Source organism: Micromonospora sp. NPDC053740, assembly GCF_040677775.1.
GTDB lineage: Bacteria > Actinomycetota > Actinomycetes > Mycobacteriales > Micromonosporaceae > Micromonospora > Micromonospora alfalfae.
Window position 1 is genome coordinate 1 of the sequence record NZ_JBFASO010000007.1, and the last position, 21779, is coordinate 21779.

At 72.7% G+C, this 21779-nt stretch carries 21 protein-coding genes, 1 pseudogene and 1 riboswitch; of the genes and pseudogenes, 6 read left to right on the forward strand and 16 right to left on the reverse strand.

From position 1 onward, the window contains the following. Positions 1-176: 176 nt before the first annotated feature. The 5 genes from AB0K35_RS19095 to AB0K35_RS19115 form a co-directional block, all read right to left on the reverse strand. On the reverse strand, positions 177-686 hold the full coding sequence (locus AB0K35_RS19095; protein ID WP_357280975.1) for a hypothetical protein: 510 nt from the start codon (positions 684-686) through the stop codon (positions 177-179). A 143-nt stretch (positions 687-829) separates the two neighbouring features. Beyond that, the gene (locus AB0K35_RS19100; RefSeq protein ID WP_238670405.1) at positions 830-1843 is read right to left on the reverse strand and encodes a hypothetical protein; all 1014 of its coding nucleotides are present in this window, start codon (positions 1841-1843) and stop codon (positions 830-832) included. Between the two features lie 56 nt (positions 1844-1899). Then, positions 1900-2031: riboswitch (cyclic di-AMP (ydaO/yuaA leader) on the reverse strand. A 118-nt stretch (positions 2032-2149) separates the two neighbouring features. Next, the gene (locus AB0K35_RS19105) at positions 2150-3067 is read right to left on the reverse strand and encodes a cation diffusion facilitator family transporter (RefSeq protein ID WP_238670076.1); all 918 of its coding nucleotides are present in this window, start codon (positions 3065-3067) and stop codon (positions 2150-2152) included. Between the two features lie 106 nt (positions 3068-3173). Next, the gene (locus AB0K35_RS19110; protein ID WP_238670075.1) at positions 3174-5291 is read right to left on the reverse strand and encodes an AAA family ATPase; all 2118 of its coding nucleotides are present in this window, start codon (positions 5289-5291) and stop codon (positions 3174-3176) included. Between the two features lie 107 nt (positions 5292-5398). Further along, the gene (locus AB0K35_RS19115) at positions 5399-6370 is read right to left on the reverse strand and encodes an alpha/beta hydrolase (RefSeq protein ID WP_363886588.1); all 972 of its coding nucleotides are present in this window, start codon (positions 6368-6370) and stop codon (positions 5399-5401) included. Between the two features lie 170 nt (positions 6371-6540). Here AB0K35_RS19115 and AB0K35_RS19120 point away from each other — a divergent pair, with 170 nt between their 5' ends. Further along, entirely contained in the window at positions 6541-7164 is a 624-nt protein-coding gene (locus tag AB0K35_RS19120; RefSeq protein ID WP_238670073.1) for a carbonic anhydrase, read from the forward strand. 74 nt (positions 7165-7238) lie between these two features. On the opposite strand, the gene AB0K35_RS19125 is transcribed toward AB0K35_RS19120, so the two are convergent. Further along, on the reverse strand, positions 7239-7568 hold the full coding sequence (locus tag AB0K35_RS19125; RefSeq protein ID WP_030330285.1) for a hypothetical protein: 330 nt from the start codon (positions 7566-7568) through the stop codon (positions 7239-7241). A gap of 308 nt (positions 7569-7876) precedes the next feature. On the opposite strand from AB0K35_RS19125, the gene AB0K35_RS19130 reads away from it, so the two are divergent. Further along, on the forward strand, positions 7877-8368 hold the full coding sequence (locus tag AB0K35_RS19130) for a DUF3145 domain-containing protein (protein WP_091409261.1): 492 nt from the start codon (positions 7877-7879) through the stop codon (positions 8366-8368). Between the two features lie 87 nt (positions 8369-8455). Next, positions 8456-10189, forward strand: coding sequence for a glycoside hydrolase family 3 protein (locus AB0K35_RS19135; protein WP_363886590.1), 1734 nt, complete (start codon positions 8456-8458; stop codon positions 10187-10189). A 30-nt stretch (positions 10190-10219) separates the two neighbouring features. On the opposite strand, the gene AB0K35_RS19140 is transcribed toward AB0K35_RS19135, so the two are convergent. After that, positions 10220-10891 carry a lipoprotein gene (locus AB0K35_RS19140; RefSeq protein WP_238670071.1) on the reverse strand — a complete coding sequence of 224 codons (672 nt, stop codon included), beginning with the start codon at positions 10889-10891 and terminating at the stop codon, positions 10220-10222. Positions 10892-11025: 134 nt separating this feature from the next. Here AB0K35_RS19140 and AB0K35_RS19145 point away from each other — a divergent pair, with 134 nt between their 5' ends. Further along, positions 11026-11244 carry a hypothetical protein gene (locus AB0K35_RS19145; protein WP_112582579.1) on the forward strand — a complete coding sequence of 73 codons (219 nt, stop codon included), beginning with the start codon at positions 11026-11028 and terminating at the stop codon, positions 11242-11244. Between the two features lie 51 nt (positions 11245-11295). On the opposite strand, the gene fabF is transcribed toward AB0K35_RS19145, so the two are convergent. The 7 genes and pseudogenes from fabF to AB0K35_RS19180 all read right to left on the reverse strand — a co-directional run bounded on the left by fabF (position 11296) and on the right by AB0K35_RS19180 (position 18028). Next, positions 11296-12522 (reverse strand): beta-ketoacyl-ACP synthase II, encoded by a 1227-nt coding sequence (gene fabF / locus AB0K35_RS19150; protein WP_124855678.1) that lies wholly within the window; start codon positions 12520-12522, stop codon positions 11296-11298. Between the two features lie 2 nt (positions 12523-12524). Next, complete coding sequence (locus AB0K35_RS19155) at positions 12525-12764, reverse strand: acyl carrier protein (RefSeq protein ID WP_030330276.1); 240 nt, start codon at positions 12762-12764, stop codon at positions 12525-12527. Between the two features lie 85 nt (positions 12765-12849). After that, entirely contained in the window at positions 12850-13794 is a 945-nt protein-coding gene (locus AB0K35_RS19160) for a beta-ketoacyl-ACP synthase III (RefSeq protein ID WP_238670069.1), read from the reverse strand. A gap of 14 nt (positions 13795-13808) precedes the next feature. Beyond that, positions 13809-14717 (reverse strand): annotated as a pseudogene (locus AB0K35_RS19165) (ACP S-malonyltransferase); the annotation flags it as partial. 78 nt (positions 14718-14795) lie between these two features. Then, positions 14796-16097, reverse strand: coding sequence for a helix-turn-helix domain-containing protein (locus AB0K35_RS19170; RefSeq protein ID WP_308193525.1), 1302 nt, complete (start codon positions 16095-16097; stop codon positions 14796-14798). Positions 16098-16145: 48 nt separating this feature from the next. Continuing rightward, positions 16146-16847 (reverse strand): response regulator transcription factor, encoded by a 702-nt coding sequence (locus tag AB0K35_RS19175; RefSeq protein WP_308193524.1) that lies wholly within the window; start codon positions 16845-16847, stop codon positions 16146-16148. Continuing rightward, positions 16844-18028 carry a histidine kinase gene (locus tag AB0K35_RS19180; protein ID WP_238670067.1) on the reverse strand — a complete coding sequence of 395 codons (1185 nt, stop codon included), beginning with the start codon at positions 18026-18028 and terminating at the stop codon, positions 16844-16846. The genes AB0K35_RS19175 and AB0K35_RS19180 overlap by 4 nt, the downstream gene beginning before the upstream one ends. A 314-nt stretch (positions 18029-18342) precedes the next feature. Here AB0K35_RS19180 and AB0K35_RS19185 point away from each other — a divergent pair, with 314 nt between their 5' ends. After that, positions 18343-18672, forward strand: coding sequence for a hypothetical protein (locus AB0K35_RS19185; RefSeq protein WP_238670066.1), 330 nt, complete (start codon positions 18343-18345; stop codon positions 18670-18672). Between the two features lie 62 nt (positions 18673-18734). On the opposite strand, the gene AB0K35_RS19190 is transcribed toward AB0K35_RS19185, so the two are convergent. Then, the gene (locus AB0K35_RS19190) at positions 18735-19385 is read right to left on the reverse strand and encodes a hypothetical protein (protein ID WP_238670065.1); all 651 of its coding nucleotides are present in this window, start codon (positions 19383-19385) and stop codon (positions 18735-18737) included. 252 nt (positions 19386-19637) lie between these two features. Here AB0K35_RS19190 and AB0K35_RS19195 point away from each other — a divergent pair, with 252 nt between their 5' ends. After that, positions 19638-20255: a copper resistance CopC family protein gene (locus AB0K35_RS19195; protein WP_363886594.1), complete on the forward strand. Its 618-nt coding sequence runs from the start codon at positions 19638-19640 to the stop codon at positions 20253-20255. A 107-nt stretch (positions 20256-20362) separates the two neighbouring features. On the opposite strand, the gene gltX is transcribed toward AB0K35_RS19195, so the two are convergent. Next, positions 20363-21772 (reverse strand): glutamate--tRNA ligase, encoded by a 1410-nt coding sequence (gene gltX, locus AB0K35_RS19200; RefSeq protein WP_308193523.1) that lies wholly within the window; start codon positions 21770-21772, stop codon positions 20363-20365. Positions 21773-21779: the final 7 nt, after the last annotated feature.

Sequence of the window (21779 nt, forward strand, 5' to 3'; positions counted from 1 at the left end):
GGGGCAGGGCACGCCACTTGCGGGGCAGGGCACGCCACTTGCGGGGCAGGGCACGCCACTTGCGGGGCAGGGCACGCCACTTGCGGGGCAGGGCACGCCACTTGCGGGGCAGGGCAGGCCACTTGCGCTTGGGGCTATGGCCTTGACCTGCTGCCGGCGTGCAGCGGGGGAGGAGCCTAGATCGTGGTTGCGGCGCGATCACGGGTTGTGCGGGCCGGTCGGGCGGCGGGACGTCGACCCCACGGCTTGTAGGTGGACAGCACCGTCGCGATGATCATCAGGCTGGTCGACACCGCTGGCGCGATGACCAGGTCGGCGCGATCCCGTGCCGGCAGGGCGGCGCCGACCGCTCCGGCGTGGCGCAGGTTCGGGGTGAGCAGGAACAGCACCAGCCCGACCATCACGGTGGTGAGCACGAGCTTGACCAGCACCCAACGGTGGCGCAGCAGGCCCCACGGGGTGAGCAGCGAGCTGGCGACTCCGATCAGCCAGACCAGGACGCTCAGCGGCGCGAACAGCACCGTGCCGACCAGGGCCGTGACTGGATAGACCACCGCCGGGTCGGCGCCCCGCTGCACGGCGATGCCGAGGGTGAGCAGCACCAGGTCGGCGCCGAGCCAGCCGAGCGAGGTGACGAGGTGCAGTGTGAGCAGCGCCTTGCGGGTGGTGGGTCGGATCCGAGGCATACCGCGATGCTGCCCGCGAACCGCGGCCGGGTCGTCCGACGAGCGACGACATCACGGGTACGCCCGGCGACGTAGCCCGGCCCCCGGACGCACGTGATGCCTGTGAGTCATCACGATGACTCACAGGCATCACGACGGCTGGGTCAGTAGACCGACAGGTGGACGTGGTTGGTGTGGTCGGTCGACGGGGTGCCGTGCGCCCCGCTGTACGACTTCCACCCGCTGCTGGGCAGCCAGATCTGCCGGTACCAGATCACGTAGAGCACGGCGAGCCGGTCCGCGTTGCGGATGAAGTACGCGGCCAGGTTGTTGCCGTAGGTCTTGTCGCCGCCGGTGGCGTTCCCGCCGAAGCCGCCCTTCTGCGCCGCGAAGTCGCAGGCCCTGCCCTTCGGGTGTTCACCGGAGCCGCTGGGGCGGTGGCACGAGACGTACCGGGTGAAGCCCGCCGCCTTTGCCTGGTTGAGCGCGTGCAGGGTGCGCGGGGTGATGCAGCCGCTGGCCGGCGTGGGGTCGTTGACGCTGCACGACTCGGAGGGCCAGGAGCCGTCGGAGTTGCGCGGCGCGGCAGTCGCGTTGGCGCTGGAGGTGCCCCGGTTGGAGCCCGCGTCGGCCGTGGTCTGCGGTCTGGGTGTGGTGGCCACGGTCAGGGCCCGTTCGGCCTGCTCCTTGCGCTTGGCCATCACCGCTACCTGCTTGCGCTGTTCGTTGATCTCGCCGTCCAGGGCGACCCGGGTGCGGTTGGCCTTGTCCTTGCTGTTCAGCAGGTCGCGCAGCACCCGGTCCTCGTTGGCCGCCACCGCGTCCAGCGCCGCCGCCCGGTCCATGAAACCTTCGGGGGTGTTGCTGTTGAGCAGCGCCGACATCGCACCGAGCCGGCCGGTGCGGTAGGCCACTTCGGCGATCTCGCCGACCTTGCCGTTGCGCTGCTCGATCTCGACCTCGATGGTCTTCAGCTGGGTGGCGAGCTGCTTCTGCCGTTGCACCGAGGTGTCCAGGGCGCGCTTCGCGTCCAGGTAGCCCTTGCTGGCCGCCTCGAGTTGGGCGCGCAACGCCGGGGTGCCGCCCTCTTCGTCGGAGTCGGGCGCGGCGGCCCGCAGGCCGGTCGGGGGAGCGGCCGAGGCGGTGCCGGCCGGAAGCGCGACGCCGAGGGCGAACATCGCGACGATCAGGGCCGCCAGTCGGGCGGCGGGTGGTCGTGCTGGTGCCACTGCGCATGTCCTTCCGTCAGCCGCCGACCGGGTTAGCTGACGGGTTCGGGACGGAAGATCCCTACCGCTGACGCGGATGCACCCCAGGAACATGGTTCCCCGGTTCGCCCAGCTGGGCGATTAGGCGGCGACCGCCACCGGCGCCGGGAGGGCGCCGCCTGGTGGAGGCCGGGACCGAGCCTACCGGTGCCGGTGGGGCTGCTGCAGCCAATGTGACGGACGGTGCGTGCGTCACCACGGAAAAGTACGACTCCGTCACCATTCGATGGAGCCGCAGGCTCCAGAAGCGGCACCGGGCTCGATCTGCAACGTCGCGTGCTCGATGCGGAAGTCGTCGTGCAGGGCCGTACGCGCCGCGGTGAGCACCGCGCCGACCTCCGCGCCGGGTGCCATGGTCAGGTGGGCGGAGGCCACCTCCATGCCCGAGGTGAGCGTCCAGACGTGCAGGTCGTGCACCTCGACGACCCCGGGGACGGCGGCGAGCCGGTCGTGCACGGCCGTCACCTGGAGGTGCTCCGGGGCGGCCTGCACCAGGATGCGGATGGCGGCGCGGGCCAGCCGCCAGGTGCGCGGCAGGATGAACACGCCGATGGCGACCGCGACCAGGGGGTCGGCCCACCACCAGTCGGTGACGGTGATGAGCAGGGCCGCGCCGATGACGCCGAGCGAGCCGAGCAGGTCGCCGAGCACCTCCAGGTAGGCGCCCTGGAGGTTGATGCTCTCCCGGGCCCCGGCGCGCAGCAGCGCGAAGGCGGCGATGTTGGCGAGCAGGCCGAGCACTGCCACCGCGAGCATCGGGCCGGCGATGACTTGGTGCGGGTCACCGAAACGGCGGATCGCCTCGATCACCACGTAGATCGCGACGCCGGAGAGCAGGACGGCGTTGGCCAGCGCGGCGAGCACCTCGAGCCGGTAGAGCCCGAAGGTGCGCTGCGGGTCGCCGGTGGCCCGCCGGGTCGCCGTGATGGCGGCGAGCGCCATCCCGATGCCGAGCACGTCGGTGAACATGTGCCCGGCGTCGGAGAGCAGGGCGAGCGAGCCGGTGTGCAGGGCGACCACCGCCTCGACCACCATCAGGGTGGCGAGCAGGCCGAATGCCGCCCAGAGTCGACCTCGGTGCTGGTGTGCGGCATTGGCGACGGACCCATGGTGGTGGTCATGACCTGCGCCCACGAGAACCACCTTCCGCCGCCGGCCGGGACCCGGTCAAATGTATGCTCACATCGCTATGTGTGCAAGTGTATGGCCACCACCTTCCGCTGGCGGCAGTCCGCACAGGTCAGCCGGTCGGGTCGATGGTGGTGAGCCGCTGGGTGGCCCGGGAGAGCGCCACGTACAGGGTGCGTACCCCGGCCCCCGGATCCGCCCGGATCTCGCTCGGGGCGACCAGCACGACCCCGTCGTACTCCATGCCCTTGGCCTCCAGGCTGGTCACCACCTGCAACCTCGGCGCGCCGAGCGCGCCCAACCACCCGGCGACCTCGTCCCGGCGGGGGACCGGCGTGATCACGCCGACCGTGCCCTCCACCTCGGCCAGCAGGCCGGCGGCGGCCTCCACTGTCGCGGTCTCCAACCCGGTCGCGGGCACCACCAGCTCCACCGGCTCGACCCCGGTGGAGCGGACGGCGGTCGGCAGCGGCAGGTCCGGGTAGAGCCGACGGATCTCCGCCGCCGCCACCGCGAAGATCTCCGACGAGTTGCGGTAGTTGGTGGTGAGCGTGAAGTCGTGCCGCTTGCGCCGGCCCAGCGCCTGGTCGCGGGCTCGGGTCAGCTCTTCCGGATCGCCGGTCCACGCGGTCTGGGCGGGGTCGCCCACCACTGTCCAGGAGGCCAGTCGGCCGCGCCGACCGATCATCCGCCACTGCATCGGCGAGACGTCCTGCGCCTCGTCCACCACCACGTGCGCGTACTCCCGGTAGTCCTCCGGGCGCTCCCGGGCCGCCGCGCGGGCGGCCCGCTGCCGTTCACCGAGGGTGCTCAGCTCACGGACGCCGCCGGCGAGCTGGAACGGATCGCGTCGCGCTCGGGCCGGCTGTGCGGGCTTACCGAGCAGCGCGTCCAACTCGTCCAGCAACGCCACGTCGGCGATTGTCAGCCCGGCCGAGTCCAGGTTCCGGTACGCGGCGTTGAGCAGCCGGATCTCCGCCGAGGAGAGGATCCCCCCGGCGTACCGGCGCAGCCGGTCCGGCTGCGCCAGCCAGCCGAGCACGTGCCGGGGGTGCAGCCGGGGCCACCACGCCTTGAGGAACTCCCGGAACTCCGACCGCTCGGCGATCTCCGCCTCGAAGGCCGGTTGCTCCGGCAGTCGACCGCTGCTCAGCTCACGGGCCTGCGTCCAGAGCGCGGCGAACACCCCGTCGAAGCCGGCTCGGCGCACCTCGTTGCGTCGTGCGCCGCGTTGCAGCGCGCGGTCCCGGATCCGGTCCAGCGCGGTCCGGTCCAGCCGCAGCAGTGTGCCCCGGTAGAGCAACCGCAGCTCACCCGGGCCGCCCGGCACCGCGTCGCGGGCCGCCCGCTCCAGCACCCGGCGCATCCGCAGCGAGCCCTTCACCGCCGCCACCTCGGGCGGGTCGGGTCGGGTGGCGGTCATCCCCGGGAAGAGGGTGCCCAGCGAGTGCAGGGTCGCGGTGTCCTCACCGAGCGACGGCAGCACGGAGCCGATGTACTCGACGAAGACTGACGACGGGCCGACCACCAGGATGCCGCCGCCGGCGTAGCGGCTGCGGTCGGAGTACAGCAGGAACGCGGCCCGGTGCAGGGCGACAGCGGTCTTGCCGGTGCCGGGGCCGCCCGCGACGATGGTCACCCCGGAGCCGGGCGAGCGGATCGCCTCGTCCTGCTCCCGCTGGATGGTCGCCACGATGTCGCGCATGCCCCGCCCGGTGGCCTTGGACAGGGTGGCCAGCAACGCGCCGTCACCGACGACGGTCATCCCCTCCGGAGCGGCCGTCGGGTCCAGCAGGTCGTCCTCGATCCGGGTGACCCGCTCGGCGCGGGACTGGATGGTGCGGCGCCGCACCACGTCCAGCGGCTGCGCCGGTGTGGCCTGGTAGAAGGCGGCGGCGGCCGGTGCGCGCCAGTCGACGACGAGCGTCACGGCGTTCTCGTCGCGGATCCCCAGTCGCCCGACGTGCAGCACCTGACGGTCGCGCAGGTCCAGCCGGCCGAAGACCAGCCCCTCGTGCTCGGCGTCCAGGGTGTGCCGCCGCTGCGCCGCGTGGAAGACCATCGCGTCGCGCTCGACCAGGGCGCCGTGCGTGCCCACCCGGGCCATCCGGTAGCCGTCACGCTCGGCGCGGACGGCCGACTGCCGCAGCTCGGCCAGTCGGGCGTACACCCGGTCGAGGTGTCGTTGCTCGACGGCGATCTCCTGCTCCAGGCCGGTCTGGTCGGTCAACGCACGCTCCTTCAGAGGTCGCCGGCAGGCGGCGGGAACCGCGCGAGCCAACCGAGAAGAGTACGGCCTCGGAGCCGACCCGCCGCGCCCGAGGTGCGCGAACGTGCTCAGGCGCCCGTCTCGGCACGGGCCGCGTCACGGTGAGCCGGCGGCGATGCGCCACGGTGAGCCGGCGGCGATTCGGCGAGCACCCGCCGCACCACGCCGGTGAGCGCGGCGTTGACCTCGTCCGGACGCTCCATCATCAGCATGTGCCCGGCACCGGGGCAGACGGTCAGCTCGGTGGCCGGCAGAGCCGCCGCGATCGACTCGGCGCACGGTGGCGGGGTCAGCCGGTCCCGGTCGCCGACCAGGGCGGCGGCCGGCAGGTGGGCCAACGCGGCGAGGGTGTCCAGCCGGTGCTGGGCGCCGATGGAGGCGCGGAACCCGCCGATCGAGCGCAGCGAGGCCCGAGCCACCGCCGACGTCACCAGGCGGATGTCGGCCGGCTCGCAGCGGTCACCGAAGAGCATCCACCGGATGCTCGGTTGCAGCGCGTTCAGCAGTGCCCGGGGCGCGCGCCACGAGCCACACCGGGCCAGCACGCCGGCGCCGGTCGTCTCGGCCAGCCGGATCAACCGGGCGATCCGCGGCGAGAGGCCGTAGACGGTGTGCGTGTGCCCCTCGGCGGTGGTCGAGACGAAGACCAGGCCGGCGGTACGGGCGGCGAAGTGCGCGGGGTGGCGGTGCGCGTACTCCATGATCGTCATGCCGCCCATCGAGTGCCCGACCAGCACCACAGGGCCGGTCGGCGCGACCGCGTCGATCACCGCGGCCAGGTCGTCACCCAACTGGGCCACTGTGGCAGTGGGCAGCGCCATGCAGCTGGACCGGCCGTGCCCCCGCGCGTCGTAGGCCACCACCCGCACGGCACCGCCGAACGGCGGTGCCGTGAGCGCGTCGACCTGCCGGTGCCAGGCGCGCCCGTCCAGCGTCCAGCCGTGCAGCAGGATGGCGGTGACCTGGGCGTCCGTCGGACCCGTCGCCTCGACGTTGAGCCGTACGCCGTCCGGCAGACCGACCTCGAACCGCTCCGGCATCGCCACCTCCCCAGGTCCGCCCAGTACCACCAGCACCTCCGATACCCGGCGGTAACACCGGCTACCCGCCATGACACCACGCCAATCGCACCGTGGCGAACATTCCCGACCTCGCCCGTCCCGGACGGCGGCGGGCCAAGCTGAACGGCATGGGGTCGTCGGGAGCACCCATGGGCGCGACGTCGGGGCAGGGGCGCCAGGCCGGCGGTACGCCCCGCGCCGCGCTTGCCGACCTGCTCGCCGGCAACCGGCGGTTCGTCAGTGGTCAGCCGGTGCACGGACACGACGTGACGGCCGCCGCAGCGGCCTCCGGCGACCAGCAGCCGTACGCCGTGGTGCTGGGGTGCATCGACTCCCGGGTGCCGTTGGAGGCGATCTTCGATCAGACCTTCGGCGCGATCTGCGTGATCCGTACCGGCGGGCACGTGCTCGATCGCGCGGTCTGTGGCTCGATCGAGTACGTGGTCGGGCAGCTCGGCGTACCGCTGGTGATGGTTCTTGGCCACGAGCGGTGCGGCGCGGTGCAGGCCACTGTGGAGTCGCTGCGCACCGGGCAGCGTCCCGGCGGGTCGCTGGCACACCTGGTGGACGAGATCGCCCCGGCGGTGACCGAGGCGGGGCTCGACGATCCGGCGGTGCAGCCGCTGGCGATTCGCCGGCACGTCCGGCGCACGGTGCGCACCCTGCGCGAGGACGATCTGCTGGCCGGGCCGGTGGCTGCCGGCCGGGTGGCAGTGGTCGGCGGCCTCTACGACCTGGCCACCGGCGAGGTGGCCCTGCTCGATCCAGGCTGACCCGGCCTCCGGACACGCGAAACCGCCCGCCGGGAACTCCCGGCGGGCGGTTTCGGTGGTGCGTGGGGGAGGGCTCAGCCCTCGAAGACGCCGGCCGCGACCAGGCGCTTCTCGGTGGCCTCCCAGCCGTCACCCGGGTGGGTGGCAGCCAGGTTGTTGATCTCCGCCCGGATCTTGGCGGCGTGGCCGGCGGCGGCCAGAACGCGGATCTCCTCGACGAAGGCGTCGGAGTCCGTGCGCAGGTGCGCGGTCTTGCCGTTGGTCAGGTTCCGCACGTAGGCGTGCTTGCCGCCGTTGAGCGGGATGAGGTACTTGAACTCGCCCAGCACGCTGAGGGCGCCACCCTGGCCAGCCTGGCCGGCCCGGACGGACGCGCGCGCGGTCTTAGAGGTGTTGCTCGCCACGGAGGTACTCCTTGCAAGACGTACGGGAGGACTGGACGTCCGGGGGCTGTGTGCGGGTCGTACGTGACTCGACCCGCGAAGGTGTAACGCGGCATAAGCCGCCGGTGGAACTGTACAGGACCACGACATCATGCTGGTCGTCGCGGTGTCCTGAGAGGCAACGGCGACCACCCGTCCGGCTATTCCACCCGGCGTTTTTTCCGATTCTCTGGCGCACCATGCGTCACAGGAGTCATCATGTGTTGCAGCAGCCACCTGGGTGGACGAGGTCGTAGGGGAAGACGCACCTCGCTCTCCGGGAGGTCACCGTGCCAACGCGTGGCGTCGTATACGTCCATTCGACCCCGCTCGCCGTGTGCTCACACGTCGAGTGGGCGATCGCGCGCGTCCTAGCCGCGCCGGTCAACCTGCAGTGGACGGCTCAGCCCGTCGACCCCGGCGCACGCCGGGCCGAGTGCGGGTGGACCGGTCGTCCTGGGACGGGCGCCGAGCTGGCTGCTGCCCTACGGCAGTGGCCCATGATCCGTTTCGAGGTCACCGAGGAGCCGAGTCCCGGCGCCGACGGTGAGCGCTTCATGTATGTGCCAGCCCGTGGCCTGTTCCGGGCAACGGTCGGCGTGGCCGGCGACATTCAGCTCGGCGAGGACCGCCTTCGAGCGCTGATGGCCGCCTCCCGGGCCCCCGAGGCGCTGGCGCACGCCCTCGACAAGGCGCTCGGCACGGCATGGGACGCTGACCTGGAGCCCTACCGGTACGCCGGCGACGGAGCCCCGGTGACCTTGCTCACTCGGGTCGGCTGACCCGGCCGGCGGGCCGCTGGCCGGACGCCGTCGCAGCGGCGACGACCGGTAAGGTCAAGTTGCCCCGATAAGGGAGAAGCTGGTGGGATGGGCGGCGTGTCGAATCGCCCGTGGCGCGCCAGTGTCGCTGTCGCAGCCCTGACCGCCCTGCTCGCCTCCGGCTGCTCCGGTGACCCGGAGCGCCCCACGCCGACGCCCAGCCCGGCCGGCACGTCCGCGGGCCCGAGCGTCCCGGCCGCGCCGCCGGCCGGCGACCCCGCCAGCCGCGCCGCCGCGCTGGTGGCGACGCTGGCCGACGAAGACCTCGTCGGCCAGGTGCTGATGCCGTACGCCTACGGCGACTCGGCGACGAAGGTCTCCGCCGGCTCGGCGGCCGGTAACCAGGCCCTGGCCGGGGTGGACACCCCCGCCGACATGATCGCCAAGTACCGACTGGGTGGCCTGATCCTGGTCGGCTTCAGCGCCGACGACCCGACCAAGGGCAACCAGGAGACCACCAACGTCGACAACCCCAAGCAGGTGCACGAGCTCACCGCCGGGCTGCGGACCGCCGGCGGTCGGCTCGCCGCCGGTTCGGCGCCGCTGCTCATCGGCACCGACCAGGAGTACGGCGTCGTCACCCGTGTGAGCGACGGGGTCACAGTGCTGCCCAGCGCCCTCGCGGCTGGCGCGGCCGGTGACCCGAAGCTCACCGAGGCGGCCTGGCGGGCCGCCGGCACCGAGTTGGCCGCGATGGGCATCAACATCGACTTCGCCCCGGTGGCCGACGTGCTGGCCACCCGCAGCACCGTGATCGGCTCCCGGTCGTACGGCGCCGACCCGAAGCAGGCCGCCGCGCAGGTGGGCGGCGCGGTCCGCGGCCTCCAGGCGGTCGGGGTCGCGGCCACCCTGAAGCACTTCCCCGGGCACGGCCACAGCGCCGACGACTCGCACCAGGACCTTCCGGTGCTCACCCAGTCCGCCGCGGCGTTGCAGAGCGGCGCGTGGCCGCCGTTCACCGCCGGGATGGACGCGGGGGCGATGGCAGTGATGTCCGGTCACCTGGACGCGCGCGCGATCGACCCGGGAACCCCGGCGACGTTCTCGCACAAGCTGCTCACCGACGTGCTGCGCGGCCAACTCGGCTTCAAGGGCGTGGTGATCACCGACGGGATGAACATGCCGCCCGCGATGCGCTGGGCCCCCGGCGAGGCCGCGGTCCGGGCGCTCAACGCCGGTAACGACCTCATCCTGATGACCCCGAACGTCGGTCAGGCGTACGACGGGCTGCTCGCCGCGCTGCGCGGAGGATCCCTGCCCCGGACCCGGCTGGTCGAGGCGGTCACCCGGGTGCTGACCATGAAGTTCCAGCTCGCGGAGCTGCCGGCGGCGCAGATGTCCACGCTCAACACCCCGGCGCACCGGGCGGCGGCCGACGCGCTGGCAGCCGCCGCCGTCACCGTGCTGAAGGGCGCCTGCGGCGGAGCGGTACGCGGACCGGTCACCGTCACCTCGTCCGGCGGTCGGGACGGCACCCGGGCCACGCTCACCGCCGCGCTGACCGCCGCCGGGGTGCAGGTCAAGCCCAGCGGCGGCACGATCGTGCACCTGGTGGGCTACGGCGACGGCGCCAAGGACCTGAGCCCCGACGCGGCGGTGACCGTCGCCATGGACACCCCGTACGTGCTGGCCGACGCGAAGTCACCGACGCTGCTGGCGACCTACTCGTCCAGCCGGGCGTCGATGACCGGCCTGGCCGCCGTGCTCGCCGGCAAGGCCCGGCCGGGCGGCCGGTCCCCGGTGACCGTCCCCGGACTGCCCGCCACGACCTGCGGTACCTGACCGTCCGGCACGGCCCGGTCAACGCCCACCTCACTCGCCCTTCGCGAGCCCCCGCACCGCGAGCCGGTACGCCGGCAGCACGTCGGTCCGTTCGGTGATCAGCCCCTCGTTGACCGCGAAGACGAGGGTCTGCCCCGCCGACTGGACGGCCAGCGCCCAGTTCCGCGACTGATCCTCCTCCTCGACCAGCGGGTTGGTGGCGAGCCAGGTCATCTCGGTGGCGTCGAAGCCGCCGGCGCGGAGGTCGCGGAACTGTTGGCCGGCGACCGTCTCGCCGGCTCCGGCGGCGAAACTCTCCAACGCGGCGCGCGGCGTGACAGTCGGTGAGTCCGCCGCCCAGATCCGCAGGAATCCGCCGCCGGCCGGCCGGCCGTCGACCTCGCAGCGGACGGTGGTGCCGCCGCGCTTGGTGAGCGCCTCGCCGACCAACTCGGCCAGCTCGCCCTTGGGCGGCTCGATCGCCTTCGCCGTCCACCCGTCGGCCAGCGGAAACGTCACCGGTACCGGGCAGGGGGAACCGGTGCCGCCGGCCGTGCCGCCGGGTGACGCCGGGGCCACCTCGTCGTACCAGGGCTCGCCAGCGGCCTGTGGTGCCGGGCTGCCGGCCGCGGGCCCGGCCGGAGCGCCGGCGTCGTCGCCGCAGCCGGCCAGCAGGCCGAGGGTCAGCGCCGCCGACACGGCGACGCGGGTACGAACGTCCATATTGGTGATCCCCGTCAGTCGATCTTCAGTCGGCCCATCTAAGCCGTGCGGTCTCTCGACGTCAATCGGGATCGTGCGCCCCGCACGACGGAAATCGGGTCGCCCCCGCCCGGTCGGTCTGACAGCCTCACCCCATGGGAGCGGCAGCAGGATTCCGGCACGTGCAACGGGCGGACGGCACTGTGGTGATCACCCACCACGGCCGGGTCGCCGGCACGCTGCGCGGCGCTCGGGCCGCGGAGTTCCTGGCCGAGGTCGACGACGACCCGCAGTTGGTGATGGCCCGCTGGACCGGCAACTACCGCCACGGCAACGAGCGCACCGCCAAACAGCACCCCCGCAACCGAGGCTGAACGACGATAAGGGCCCCTCCTCTCGACGAGGAGGGGCCCTTTCGCAGGATCTCAGGGGCGGGCGAAGACGAGAGCCACGTTGTGGCCGCCGAAGCCGAACGCGTTGTTCAACGCGGCCGGGATCTCCATGTGGCGGGCCTTGTGCGCGGCGACATCCAGGGTGAGGCCTGGCTCCGGGTCGTCGAGGTTGATCGTCGGAGGGACGACACTGTCGCGGATCGCCAGGATGGTGGCGATCGACTCCAGCGCGCCGGCCGCACCGAGCAGGTGACCGGTCATCGACTTCGTCGCGGACAGCACCGGGTGGTCGCCGAGCGCCTTGTGCAGCCCACCGATCTCCAGCATGTCCCCGACCGGGGTCGACGTGGCGTGCGCGTTGACGTGCACGATGTCCCGCTTCGCCACGTCCGCGTCGGCGATCGCCTTGGCGATGGCCCGGATGGCGCCCTCGCCCTCGGCGTGCGGCTGCACGATGTCGTACGCGTCGGAGGTGATGCCGGCGCCGGCGAGGCGCGCGTACACCCGGGCGCCCCGGGCCGCGGCGTGCTCGGCCCGCTCCAGCACCACGATGCCGGCGCCCTCGCCGAGGACGAAGCCGTCCCGGCCCCGGTCCCACGGGCGGGAGGCCCGCTCCGGGTCGTCGTTGCGGGTCGACATGGCCCGCATCGAGCTGAATCCGGCGATCGGCAGGGGGTGGATGACCGCCTCGGTGCCGCCGGCCACCACCACGTCGGCCCGGCCGGAGCGGATGATGTCCAGGCCGAGGGCGATCGCCTCGGCGCCGGTGGCGCAGGCGCTGGCCACCGAGTGCACGCCGGCCTTGGCACCCAACTCCAGCCCGACCCAGGCGGCCGGACCGTTCGGCATCAGCATCGGGATGGTGTGCGGGGAGACCCGCCGTGGCCCGGACGCCTCCAGGATGTCGTCCTGGGCGAGCAGAGTGGTGGCACCGCCGATGCCGGAGCCGACGCTGACGGCCAACCGCTCCCCGTCCAGGTCGGAACCGGCGAGGCCGGCGTCCGCCCAGGCCTGCTGCGCCGCGATGATCGCGATCGCCTCGGAACGGTCCAGGCGGCGCAGGCGGACCCGGTCCAGCACCTCGGACGGCTCCACCGCCAACTGGGCGGCGATCCGGACCGGCAGTTGCTCGGCCCACTCCTGGGTGAGGGCACTCACCCCGGAGCGGCCGGCGAGCATTGCGTCCCAGGTCGACGCGACGTCCCCGCCAAGCGGGGTCGTCGCGCCGAGCCCGGTGACGACGACGTCTGGACGACTCATGATCAGGACTGCGCCGCGATGTAGCTGACTGCGTCGCCGACGGTCTTGAGGTTCTGCACCTCGTTGTCCGGGATCTTGACGCCGAACTTCTCCTCGGCCGCGACCACTACCTCAACCATGGAGAGCGAGTCGACGTCGAGGTCGTCGGTGAAGGACTTCCCCTCGGCCACGTCGTCCGGGTTCACCCCGGCAACCTCTTCGAGGATCTCGGCGAGGCCGGTGGTGATCTCGTCACGGGTCATTGCGGTTGGTTCCTTTCATCGGGGTTCTCCGGCGGCCGGCGTCGCCGACCGCCACTCCTGGACGCGTACGCGCCCGAGGGGGTCATCAGGGGCAGCGGACGACCTGACCGGCATAGGTCAGGCCACCGCCGAAGCCGAACAGCAGCACCGGTGCGCCGGAGGGCACCTCCCGGCGCTCGACGAGCTTGGACAGGGCCAGCGGCACGCTCGCCGCGGAGGTGTTGCCGGACTCGACGATGTCCTTCGCGATGATCGCGTCGGGGATGTTGAGTCGCTTGGCGATGCCGTCGATGATCCGGGCGTTGGCCTGGTGCGGCACGAACGCGGCCAGCTCCGACGGGTCGACCCCGGCCCGCTCGCAGGCCTGGAGCGCGAGCGGCGCGATCGCTGTGGTGGCCCAGCGGAACACCGCCTGCCCCTCCTGCTGGATGTACGGGCGCCAACCCTCGATGCGGACCGCGTCGCTCTTGTCCGGCACCGAACCCCAGACGACCGGGCCGATTCCGGTCGGCTCGTCGTCGGCGGTGGCGGAGACCACCGCGGCACCGGCTCCGTCCGCGAAGATGATGCAGGTGGAGCGGTCGGTCCAGTCGGTGAAGTCGGACAGCTTCTCCGCGCCGATGACGATCGCGTTGCGCGACGCCCCGGCCCGGATGGCGTGGTCGACGGTGCCCAGCGCGTACGCGAAGCCCGAGCAGGCGGTGTTGAGGTCGAACGCGCCCGGCGCGGTGATGCCCAGCTTGCCGGCGACCCGGCAGGCCACGTTGGGGCTGCGGTCGATGGAGGAGCAGGTGGCGACCACTACCAGGTCGATGTCGGCGGCGGTCAGGCCCGAGTTGGCCAGCGCCTTGCCGGCAGCCGCGGCGGCCATGTCGGCGACCGTCTCACTGTCGGCGATCCGCCGGCTGACGATGCCGACCCGGTCGCGAATCCACTCGTCGTTCGTGTCGACGAGCTGGGCGATGTCGTCGTTGGTCACCACCCGGGAAGGCTGGTAGTGCCCCATCGAGACGATGCGACTGCCAGTCATGAACGACCTCCGATACGGGCGATCAGGTCCCGTGCGGCCGGCAGGTCGTCCGGGGTGTTGAGGGTGACGATCTCCGGGGCGCCGTCGCCCTTGAGTTCCCGCTTGACCAGGCCGGCGAGGGTGCCGGCCGGGGGCAGCTCGATCACGCCGGTGACCCCGAGGTCGGCCAGCGTCCGCATGCACAGGTCCCAGCGCACCGGCGCGGTGACCTGACGAACGAGGCGCTGCACCATTGCCGCGCCGTTGTCGACAGCGGTGCCGTCGAGGTTCGACAGCAGGGTCCGGGCCGGGTCGGCGGGGGTGATCCCGGCGGCCTCCGCGGCGAGCGCGGTCTCGGCCGGAGCCATGTACGGGGTGTGGAACGCGCCGGCCACCTGGAGTCGGATGATCCGGGTCCGGGCGGGCGGCGCGGCGGCGAGCTTGTCCAGCCCGTCCAGGGCGCCCGCGGCGACGATCTGCCCGGCGCCGTTGCGGTTGGCCGGGTAGAGCCCGTTCGCCTCGATCGCGGCGATCACCTCGTCGGGGTCACCACCGAGCACCGCGGCCATTCCGGTCGGCTCAAGCGCGCACGCGGCGGCCATCTCCCGGCCGCGAACGCCGGCCAGTGTGATCGCGGCGTCGGCCGAGAGCACACCGGCCAGGGCGGCGGCACCCAACTCGCCGACGCTGTGGCCGGCGGTGAGTGCGACGCCGTCGAGCGGCAGGTGCTCGGCCGCGAGCAACGCCGCGGCGACCAGCAACGGCTGGGTGCGGGCGGTGTCCTTGATCTCGTCGGCGTCGGCGTCGGTGCCCAGGTGCAGCAGGTCGACCCCGGCCAGCGCCGACCAGTGGCGCAGCCGCGCCTCGGTGCCGGTCAGGTCGAGCCAGGGGGTCAGGAAGCCGGGTTTCTGAGAACCCTGGCCGGGACTAAGTACGGCGAGCACGTCTATGACTCTCCCGGATAAAGGCGGGTAACGCGGTGCCGCCTTCGACCAAACCACACTAGGACCTTTAGAGGTTTCCTACAAAGATCGGCGGGGATCATCCTCTGTTTGGGCGGATTTCCGGGTAGCCGGGGTCATTGTCTGAGTCGGGACCGCCGAGGCCAGCGGGGCGACCGGATCCAACCGACCCACTGTCAGCGCGACCTGGAGGGCGAACGCGTCGCGCGGCGACAGTGGCGAGAACCCGGTCACCTCGGCGATCCGCCGCAACCGGTAGCGGACAGTGTTCGGGTGCACGAACAGCGCCCGGGCCGCGCTCTCCAGCGTGCCACCGGCGGCCAGGAAGGCGTCCAGGGTCGCCAGCAGTTCCCCACCGGCACGCACCAGCGTCGCGTACACATCGTGACGCAGCCGCCGACGGGCCTCGGCGTCGCCGGCGAGGGCCCGCTCCGGCAGCAGGTCGGCGGCCGGCACCGGCCGGGGCGCGCTCGGCCAGGCCGGTGCGGCCCGAAAGCCGGACAGCGCGGCCCGCGCCGACTCGGTCGCCTCGTCGAGGCTCGGTACGGCGGGACCGACCACCACCGGGCCGTCCCCGAACGCGCTCAGCAGCTTCGCGGTGGCGGTCAGCGGGTCAGGCGCGCCGCCCAGCACGATGACCAGCCGGTCGCCGTGGACGCCGCCGATCACCTCCACGCCGATCCGGCGGGCCTGCCGGTAGACCACGTGCAGCACCGCCGAGACCTCACCGCCGGGCGACCGACCGACAGCCACCGCCACCGGCGGCGCGTCCGCCCAGCCGAGCGCGGCGGCCCGACTGGCCAGGACGTCCGGCGAGTCACCGCGCAACAGCGCGTCGACAAGCAGCGCCTGCAACCGGGCGTCCCAGGCGCCGCGCGACTCGGCGGCCCGCGCGTACACCCGGGCGGCGGAGAACGCGATCTCCCGGGAGAAGCGCAGCACCGCCTCGCGTAGCTGCTGCTCCTCACCCTCGGCGGCCAGATGCGCCACCTGCTCCTCGACCACGTCGATCGTCACCTTGATCAACGCCACGGTCTGCTGGAGGGTGATCGACCGGGCCAGCGCCTGCGGGGCGGCGGCGAAGACCTCGTCCGAGACCTCCTGGGTGCTGTCCGCCGTTCCGCCGCCGTCGCGCAGCCACTGCACCAGCGACCTCGCGCCCGCCTGGGCCACCAGCATCACCCAGGAGCGCTGGTCGGCCGGCAGTGCCCGGAACCAGGGGAGCGTCTCGTCCATCCGGGCCACGCTGGAGGTGGCCAACGCCCCCGCCGATCGTTCGATCCGGCGCAGCGTGGCCGACAGCTCCCCACCGCCCGGCGTGCTCACCGCCCTAGCCTGACACGTCGTGAGCAGGCCAACCACGCCGGCACCGGTCCGCCGACCACTGTCGGCGCGCCCAGCGGGCCCGTCTCACGGCTGCGGGGGAGCGGGCAGGCCCACCTCCTGGGCCAGGATCGCGGCCTGCACCCGGCTGCGCAGGTCCAGCTTGGCCAGGATCCGGCTCACATGAGTCTTGGTGGTGCTCTCCGCCAGCACCAGTCGATCGGCGATCTGCTGGTTGGACAGGCCCAACCCGAGGCAGGCCAGCACGTCGCGCTCACGCGGAGTGAGGGTGCCCAGCGCGGCCCGGGCGTCCGCCGACGCGCCCGGCGCGGTGGCCGCGAACGCGGTGATCAACCGGCGGGTCACAGTGGGTGCGATGAAGCCGTCACCCCGCGCCACCGTCCGCACCGCGCTGACCAGGCCGTCGGCGTCGGTGTCCTTGAGCAGGAACCCGGCCGCGCCGGCCCGCAACGCCCCGAAGACGTACTCGTCGAGGTCGAAGGTGGTGAGCACCAGCACGTCGGCGAGCCCGTCGCTGACGATCGCCCGGGTCGCGGAGATCCCGTCCCGGCGCGGCATCCGCACATCCAGCACCGCCACGTCGGGGCGCAACTCCCGGCACAGGCGCACCGCGGCGTCCCCGTCGGCCGCCTCGCCGACCACCTCGACGCCCGCCGAGCCGTTCAGGATCATCGCCAGTCCGGCCCGTACCGCCGGCTGGTCGTCGGCGAGCACCACCCGAACCGTCGCCGGGCCCGCGTCGTCCGGTGGCCCCGCCGGCCCGGTCACCCGCCCTCCCCGGTGGGCAGGGCCGCCCGCACCTGCCAACGGCCGTCGTGCGGTCCGGCGGTGAACCGGCCGGCCAGCAGTGTGGCTCGCTCCCGCATGCCGATCAGCCCGGCCCCGGCGCCCGGCAACCCGGCCCCGCTCCAGCGCACCGGGTTCTCCACGGTCAGCACCACCTCGGCCGGCCGGTACGCGATCGTCAGCTCCGCCTCACCCGTACCGTGCTTGAGCGCGTTCGTCAGCGACTCCTGCACGATCCGGTACGCGGCGAGGTCCACCCCCACCGGCAACGCGCCCGGCGTGCCATCGGTTCGGACCCGCACCGCGAGGCCGGCCGCCCGGGCCCGGTCGACCAGTCCGTCCGCCTCGGCCAGCCGCGCGGTGACCACCTCCGGCGTGGCCGGGTCGGCGCTGGTCCCGGGCTCGCGCAACACCTCGATCATCTGACGCATCTCGGCGAGGCCCTGCACGCTGCTCTCCCTGATCACCCGCAACGCCGACTCCACCTGACCGCGATCCAAGCCGGGCACGGAGAGCACGGCGGTGGCGTGGATGGCCACCGCGCTGAGGTGGTTCGCGACCACGTCGTGCAGCTCCCGGGCCATCCGGGCCCGTTCGGCGCTGACCGCCTGCCGACGGTCCAACTCGACCAGCCGGGCGGTCTGTTCGGCCCGCGCCCGCTCGGCGGCGGCCTGATCGCGGTACTGCCGCACACTGATGCCGGTCAGGACCGGCAGCAGCCCGGCGAGCACCACCAGCACCCCGAGCGCCGCGCCGCGCCACTGGCCGTACCCGAGCACGCCAACGACCACCCCGAGCAGGCTCAGCGCCACGGTGATCCGCAGCAACCACCGCCACAGCCGGGGCGGGCCGTACACGCAGGCGTCGTAGAGCACCTGGGTGTAGACCAGGACCGTGCCCAGCGAACTGCCCAGCGCCGTGTCGACCACCAGCGCGCCGGTCCCCACGGCCAGGCTGGCGCGTGGTGCGACCCGCCGTAGGCCGACGGCGACGCAGACCGCCACCAGCGGCGGCAGGAACAACGCCGACGGCACGTTCGCGTCCGGACGGACCTGTGGTTGCCAACCCAGGGCGTGCAGCACCAGGCCACCGGCCAGTGACGCGCAGGCCAGCACGAGGTCGCGGCCGAGGGTGCCAGAGTCGAGCCACGGTGGCGCACGCATGCTCCGATCCCACCACAGCCGTCGCCCGTCGAACTCCCACCGAGGGAGGACCTCGACCGCACCGCCATGCGCCGAAAGGGGTATGCGGACCCTTACCGACCGTCGGAGCGCCCGCGGCCGTGACGCCCCTGGTGAACGGCGCCAGAAGAAGCTGTGAACTGCGTAACCGGCTCCCGCGCTCAAGCGGCGTCTAGCAGGACCGGCCGGTCCGGACCCCGGGTACGCTGCGCGCGGCCCGTCGGTCCCGGCCAGTACGGTGACAGGGCACCTCGGGGAGAGCATCCGAGGGTGAGGCGAGCGTGAGGAGACCGGGGATGGCGCACGGGGAGGCCGAGCACGGCTGCGCCCAGGGCGAGCCCTGCCGGCCGGGGCACCACGACCCGCAGGCGGCTGGCAAGCACCGCCGGCCGGTCGGTGGCGCACCATCGCACCCGGTGGAGCCACTGCACGGGCGCGTCGATGACGAGCCCGTGCTGCCGCGTCAGCGCTCTGCCGAGCCCACCGGCCTCGCCGAGCCCGACTCGGACGTTCCCGCTGGTTGCCTCAGCGAACTTCCCGGCTGGGCCGGGGCACATCGGCACGGCGCGGTCCGACCGCGGCCGAGGGCCATCCGCCGGGAGCGCCCACCGCGCCGCTGGTGCTGAGCACCGCCGACGTACTCGCTGATCGGCGAGTACGTCGACGTCAGTTCAGCGAGTACGTCAGTTCAGCGCGTGCGGCGGCGGATCAGCAGGGCGATCCCGGCGAGGCCGACAGTGATGGTCAGCATCACGCCGACGTTGAGCAGCAGCAGGTGTTGCAGGTCGCCGAGCGCCTCGTCGAGGTCCTTCGCCGGGTCGAGCGTGTCCTCCGGGAGGACTCGCTCGCCACCGCCCGCGCCGCCGCTGACCGTGTCGAACTGCCGCTCCAGCGGCACACCGGCGGTGCGCAGTGTCTCGGACATGCTGAGCCGACCCAGGAACCAGCCGGCGCTGGTCTTGCGACCGTCCGGCTGCTTCGCCGGCCGGAAGACGCGGGGGCCGCCGATCGCCTTGGGATAGAGGTCGTAGGTCTGCTTCGGCGTCTCGCCGGCGAGCACCACGACGGTGTATTTCGGACCGAGGTTGGCTGCCTTCGGACCGGTCGGCATGCCGGTGCGGGCGAGGAAGTTGACCTGGTCGATGACCGCGCCCACGAGGGCGGGCTCCTTGTCCGCGTGCAATCGCAGCGGCGCGGACAGCCCGGTGCCGGTGATGTCCACTCCGGCGGGTGCCGGCTTCGGCGCCGCCGAGGCCGAGCCGGCGGTGCCAAGCGCCAGCAGTGCCACCGCCAGCGTGCCCGCCAACGCGGCGACCAAGCGCCTCATGTGTCGGAGCATCCCGCCTCCTCGCCCCGTTCGATGGATGGCTTCGTCGTGACGTCTGGACCGATCTGCCGGTGCGGCATCGACCGGATGGTCGCGTCCACTCCTACAGACTCCGCAGAACGTCGATGAGTTGCAGCTTTCAGAACAGTAATTGGAACTATCTGCGATCTCTGCTCGACTAATGAGGAGCCGTTTGATCAGCGGGCGGATCGTACCCTTACGGAGGGGTTCATGGGGGGCAGGGTTACACGTACGGTGCGGGTCATGCCAGTGCTGTTCGGCGTGGCGTTCGGTGTGTCGTTTCTGGCGCCGGCGACTCCGGCTGCCGCCCACAACCAGCTGACCGGCAGCAACCCGCGCGACGGCGCCCGCGTGGCGTCGGCACCAGCCCGGGTCGAGCTGCGGTTCCTCGCCAAGCCGTCGCCGACTACGACGAAGATCACAATAACCGGACCGGACAATGTGGTCGCTGGCGGGACTCCCGCCTTCGACGGCAGTCGGGTGCGGGTGCCGTTCAAGCCGGCCGCCGCCGGGCTCTACATCGTCGGCTACCAGCTCGCCTCGTCCGATGGGCACCCGGTGAAGGGCGAGGTGCGGTTCACCCTTACCGCCGGCACCGCCGCCGACCCGTCCGCCTCGCCGTCGGCCGCCGCCAGCACCAACCCGGCGGGCTCGCCCTCGGCTGCCGCGTCGGCCGAGGGCGCACCCTCCGCCGGCCCCGCGTCGGCGACCCCCGGCAGCTCGACGGCCTCCACTGTGCCGGCGGCGTCGGAGCGGTCCGATTCGGGCAGTCGCTGGTGGCTCTGGGCGCTCGGCGGCCTGGTGCTGCTCGCCGCCCTCGCGGCCGGCCTCGTGTTCCGCCGCCGACGCGGAGCCCGGTGACCACCGGGCTGGCCCTGCTCCGCGATCTTGCGCTTACTGTCCCGACACAAGGGGCATCCCACTCATGTCGACAACCGAAACCGCAAGATCGGCGGAGGGGTGGTGGGTCAGACCAGGCGCAGGCGGGCGGCGCGGATCCGGGTCAGGGTGCGCTCGCGACCGAGCACCTCCAGCGACTCGAACAGCGGCAGACCCACGGTGCGGCCGGTGACGGCTACCCGCACCGGCGCCTGCGTCTTGCCGAGCTTGAGGCCCCGCTCGGCGCCGACCGCCTCCAGCGTCGACTTCAACGACTCGGCGTCCCAGGACTCCAGCGCCTCGAACGCCGCGACGGCGTCGTCCAGCAGCTCGGCGGAGCCGTCCTTCATCGTCTTGGTCCAGGCGGCCTCGTCGATCAGCGGTGAGGCCAGGAAGAGGAAGTCGACGTTCGGCACGATCTCGCTGAGCACCGCGATCCGCGTCTGAGCCAGCGGCGCCACGGCGGCGAACGCGTCGGCGTCGAACTCCTCCGGCTGCCACGGCGGCGGCGCGATGGTCCCGGTGCCGGTCAGCCACGGCTGGCAGGCGTCGATGAACTCGGCCACCGGCAGCGCACGAATGTACTCGCCGTTGAACGCGCGCAACTTCTTCTCGTCGAAGAACGCCGAGGAGAGATTGACCTCGTCCAGCCGGAACTCGTCCTCGATGACCGACCAGGGAACGATCTCCCGGTCGCCGGAGGGGGCCCAGCCGAGCAGCATGAGGTAGTTGCGCATCGCGCCGGCGAGGTAACCCTCGTCGCGGTACGCCTCCAGGGCGACCTTGTCCCGGCGCTTGGAGAGCTTCTGCCGCTTCTCGTTGACCACCACCGGCACGTGCGCCCAGATCGGCGGCTTGACCCCGAGGGCCTCCCACAGCAGTTGCTGCTTGGGAGTGTTGGGCAGGTGCTCCTCGGCCCGGATCACGTGCGTGATCCCCATGGTCATGTCGTCGACGACGTTGGCCAGCAGGAAGACGGGTGAGCCGTCGCCCCTGGCGATGACGAAGTCCTCGATGAGCTTGTTCTCGAACGTGGGCTCACCACGGATCAGGTCGACCACCACCGTCGCGCCCTCGTCGGGCGTACGGAAGCGCAGCGCGTGCCCCGGGCCGGGGCCGAGGCCACGGTCGCGGTGGTAGCCGTCGTAGCCCTGGTACTGCGAGCCGGTGCGGGCCTGCACGTCCTCGCGGGTGCAGTCGCAGTAGTAGGCGCGGCCGGACTCAAACAGGCGCGCGGCGGCAGCCCGGTGCTCGCCGGCGTTCGCCGACTGGAAGTACGGGCCCTCGTAGCTGCCCCGGGAGATCCCGATCCAGTCCAGCGCGGAGAGGATGCCCTCGGTCCACTCGGGCTTGTTGCGCGCCGCGTCGGTGTCCTCGATGCGCAGCACGAACACGCCGCCCTGCTGCTTGGCGTAAATCCAGTTCTGCAGCGCCGAGCGGGCGCCGCCGACGTGGAACATGCCGGTCGGGGAAGGGGCGAAGCGCACACGTACTGTCACGTCCCCC

What these genes read in the sequence shown, in the direction of transcription:
- AB0K35_RS19140 (WP_238670071.1), bottom strand. Translation starts at nt 10,891, where the DNA reads ATGGACGTTCGTACCCGCGTCGCCGTGTCGGCGGCGCTGACCCTCGGC.
- AB0K35_RS19160 (WP_238670069.1), bottom strand. Translation starts at nt 13,794, where the DNA reads ATGACTGGCAGTCGCATCGTCTCGATGGGGCACTACCAGCCTTCCCGG.
- fabF (WP_124855678.1), bottom strand. Translation starts at nt 12,522, where the DNA reads ATGAGTCGTCCAGACGTCGTCGTCACCGGGCTCGGCGCGACGACCCCG.
- AB0K35_RS19195 (WP_363886594.1), top strand. Translation starts at nt 19,638, where the DNA reads ATGCCAGTGCTGTTCGGCGTGGCGTTCGGTGTGTCGTTTCTGGCGCCG.
- AB0K35_RS19185 (WP_238670066.1), top strand. Translation starts at nt 18,343, where the DNA reads ATGGCGCACGGGGAGGCCGAGCACGGCTGCGCCCAGGGCGAGCCCTGC.
- AB0K35_RS19120 (WP_238670073.1), top strand. Translation starts at nt 6,541, where the DNA reads ATGGGCGCGACGTCGGGGCAGGGGCGCCAGGCCGGCGGTACGCCCCGC.
- AB0K35_RS19095 (WP_357280975.1), bottom strand. Translation starts at nt 686, where the DNA reads ATGCCTCGGATCCGACCCACCACCCGCAAGGCGCTGCTCACACTGCAC.
- AB0K35_RS19155 (WP_030330276.1), bottom strand. Translation starts at nt 12,764, where the DNA reads ATGACCCGTGACGAGATCACCACCGGCCTCGCCGAGATCCTCGAAGAG.
- AB0K35_RS19145 (WP_112582579.1), top strand. Translation starts at nt 11,026, where the DNA reads ATGGGAGCGGCAGCAGGATTCCGGCACGTGCAACGGGCGGACGGCACT.
- AB0K35_RS19135 (WP_363886590.1), top strand. Translation starts at nt 8,456, where the DNA reads ATGGGCGGCGTGTCGAATCGCCCGTGGCGCGCCAGTGTCGCTGTCGCA.
- AB0K35_RS19115 (WP_363886588.1), bottom strand. Translation starts at nt 6,370, where the DNA reads ATGCCGGAGCGGTTCGAGGTCGGTCTGCCGGACGGCGTACGGCTCAAC.
- AB0K35_RS19190 (WP_238670065.1), bottom strand. Translation starts at nt 19,385, where the DNA reads ATGCTCCGACACATGAGGCGCTTGGTCGCCGCGTTGGCGGGCACGCTG.
- AB0K35_RS19100 (WP_238670405.1), bottom strand. Translation starts at nt 1,843, where the DNA reads ATGTTCGCCCTCGGCGTCGCGCTTCCGGCCGGCACCGCCTCGGCCGCT.
- AB0K35_RS19180 (WP_238670067.1), bottom strand. Translation starts at nt 18,028, where the DNA reads ATGCGTGCGCCACCGTGGCTCGACTCTGGCACCCTCGGCCGCGACCTC.